The sequence below is a fragment of the Nocardia asiatica NBRC 100129 genome (genome assembly GCF_000308415.1).
GTDB classification, from domain to species: Bacteria; Actinomycetota; Actinomycetes; order Mycobacteriales; family Mycobacteriaceae; genus Nocardia; species Nocardia asiatica.
Window position 1 is genome coordinate 1 of the sequence record NZ_BAFS01000138.1, and the last position, 2,769, is coordinate 2,769.

The 2,769-nt window shown below is 70.9% G+C and carries 3 protein-coding genes; 2 read left to right on the forward strand and 1 reads right to left on the reverse strand.

The genetic code is table 11. From position 1 onward, the window contains the following. A partial coding sequence (locus ON27_RS13155; protein ID WP_043725314.1) for an FAD-dependent oxidoreductase occupies positions 1-1,033 on the reverse strand: 1,033 nt, incomplete at its 3' end. Positions 1,034-1,208: 175 nt separating this feature from the next. Here ON27_RS13155 and ON27_RS13160 point away from each other — a divergent pair. Both ON27_RS13160 and ON27_RS13165 read left to right on the forward strand, forming a co-directional pair. Further along, the gene (locus ON27_RS13160) at positions 1,209-1,907 is read left to right on the forward strand and encodes a TetR/AcrR family transcriptional regulator (protein ID WP_043725317.1); all 699 of its coding nucleotides are present in this window, start codon (positions 1,209-1,211) and stop codon (positions 1,905-1,907) included. Positions 1,908-1,968: 61 nt separating this feature from the next. Beyond that, positions 1,969-2,769: nitronate monooxygenase (locus tag ON27_RS13165; protein WP_281032764.1), on the forward strand; the 801-nt coding region annotated here is incomplete at its 3' end.

The following is a 2,769-nucleotide window of genomic DNA, read 5'->3' on the forward strand; positions in this document are numbered from 1 at the left end:
CGTTGGAGCCCTTGCCGTAGCGGACCGGCTCGATGTGCGTGTCCGGGGTGGGGTGAATGGACGAGGTGATCGCGACGCCCTTGGTGAAGTCCACGCCCGGGCTCACCTTCTTGGTGGCCGCGCCGACGATCGATTCCGAGTTGGTGCGCGTCAGCACGCCGAGCCGGTCGGAGAGATCGGGCAGCACGCCCTTGTCGCGCATGGCGAACAGCAGTTTCTGGGTGCCGCGCGTGCCCGCGGCGAGCACCACGTGGGAGGCGGTGAGCGTCCTCGGCTGCTTGCGCAGCCACGCGCCGGTGCGGGCGGTGGACACGTCCCAGGTGCCGTCGGGGTGCGGACGCAACCCGGTGACCGTCGTCATCGGAACGACCTCGACACCGGCCTGCTCGGCCAGGTAGAGGTAGTTCTTCACCAGGGTGTTCTTCGCGCCGTACTTGCATCCGACCATGCAGTCGCCGCACTCGACGCAACCGGTTCGCTCTGGCCCCACGCCGCCGAAGTACGGGTCGGGCACGGTCTTTCCCGGCTCGCCGAAGAACACGCCGACCGGAGTCTGCACGAACGTGTCGCCCACCCCCATGTCGTCGGCGACGGCCTTGAAGACCTCGTCGGCGGGCGTCATATGGGGGTTGCGCACCACGCCGAGCATCTGCTGCGCTCGCTCGTAGTACGGGGTCAGCTCGTCGCGCCAGTCGGTGATGTCACGCCACTGCGCGTCGCGGAAGAACGGCTCCGGCGGCACGTACAGGGTGTTCGCGTAGTTCAACGACCCGCCGCCGACCCCGGCCCCGCCGAGGATGAGGACGTTGCGCAGCGGATGGATGCGCTGAATGCCGTAGCAACCGAGTGCGGGCGCCCAGAGGAACTTCTTCAGCTCCCAGCTGGTCTTGGGCAGCTCGTCGTCGGCGAAGCGCCGGCCCGCCTCCAGCACGCCGACCTTGTACCCCTTCTCCACCAGCCGAAGCGCGGTGACGCTACCGCCGAACCCCGACCCGACGATCAGCACGTCGAAATCCGTCGTCCGCTGGTCCATGTGGAACTCCTCGATCTGTCGCCAGTGACTCGGCTAACACTACTCCCGGGTAAGTAACGGGTTGCAACGCGCCCGGCGCCGGTCGGTCGTCCCGGACCGGCCCGGTGTCGGAGGCTCGGCCAGAGCAGTGCTCGCAACAGTTGACATCGCTCTCCGAAGCGCGCATGGTTCTGCTATGCCGACGACACCGCGCGCCCGTGCCCGGGCCCAGACCATGAACGACATCGTCCGAATCGGGCGCGAACACCTGGCGACCGAGGGGGCCGCGGCACTCTCCCTGCGCGCGGTGGCGCGCGACCTCGGCGTGGTGTCCTCGGCCGTCTACCGGTATGTCCGCAGTCGCGACGAGCTGCTCACCCTGCTCGTCGTGGACGGTTACCACGCCCTCGGCGACGCAGTCGACGCCGCGCTGGCCGAGGCCGTCGACGACCCGATCGACCGGCTGCGTTGCCTCGGGCGCACCGTGCGGCGCTGGGCACTGGCCGAACCCGCCCGATACGGATTGCTGTTCGGCACGCCGGTTCCCGGCTACAACGCGCCCGCGGCCGAGACCGTGGCACCGGGCACCCGGGTGATCGCGACGATGCTGACTCTCTTCGCGCGTGCGCACGACGCCGGTCGACTCGAAGCTCCCGCCGGACGGCCGCGGTTGTCGGCACCTCTCGCGGGCAGTCTCGCGCGGATCCGCGAGGAGTTCCAGCTCGACTTGCCCGACTGGCTGGCCGTGCGTGGCGTGACGTTCTGGGTGGGCCTGTTCGGCGCGGTGAGCGCGGACGTCTTCGACATGTACGGAGCGGACACCTTCGCCGACCGTGACGAGTTGTTCGAACTGCAGCTCGACGGATTGCTGGACATGCTGGGTCATCGCGGGTGATTCGCCGTCGGAACGACGGGAGCGCGTGACCGGTCGCGCGGCGTGTGCTGCGATGGTAGGTGTGACGACGCCCGGCGAACGATCTCCCGCACCCGACCTGACCGCCGCGACAGCGTGGGCGCGCCGGATCGGCGTCCGAATCCCGCTGGTCAACGCGCCGATGGGCGGCGTAGCGGGCGGACGGCTCGCCGCCGCGGTGACCGCGGCGGGTGGGCTCGGCATGATCGGGATGGGCAGCGCCGGGTCGGTCCCGGCGCTGGAGCGGGAGCTGGCGCACGTCCGCGGTATCGACGGCCCGTTCGGCATCGGCCTGGTCGATTGGGTGGTCGCGGGACAGCCGCGGCTACTGGAGACCGCTGTCGAGGCCCGTCCCGCACTGATCTCGGTGAGCTTCGGTGGGAACCTGGGCTGGGCGGCCGACGTCGCCGAGGCCGGAATCGTGCCCGTCACCCAGGTGTACAGCGCGCAGGAGGCGCGGCGTGCCCAGGACGCCGGAATCGGCGTCCTGGTGGCCCGGGGCGTGGAGGGCGGCGGCCACGGCGCGGTGAGCGCGGCGCTGCTGCCACTCCTGGACGAGGTGCTGGACGTGGCATCGGTCCCGGTGCTGGCCGCGGGCGGCATCGGCGCACCGGGAGACCTGGCCGCCGTCTTCCGGGCCGGGGCGAGTGGCGCATGGCTGGGCACCTGCCTGGCCGCCTGTTCGGAATCGCTGCTGCCGGAAGCGGGCAGGCGAGCCCTGCTCGACGCGCGCGGTGCGGACGCCGTGCTCACCCGCGCCTACGACGTGGGAATGGGGTTGCCCTGGCCCTCGCGATATCCCGCGCGGGTGCTGCGTACCGCTTTCACCGACCGGTGGACCGGG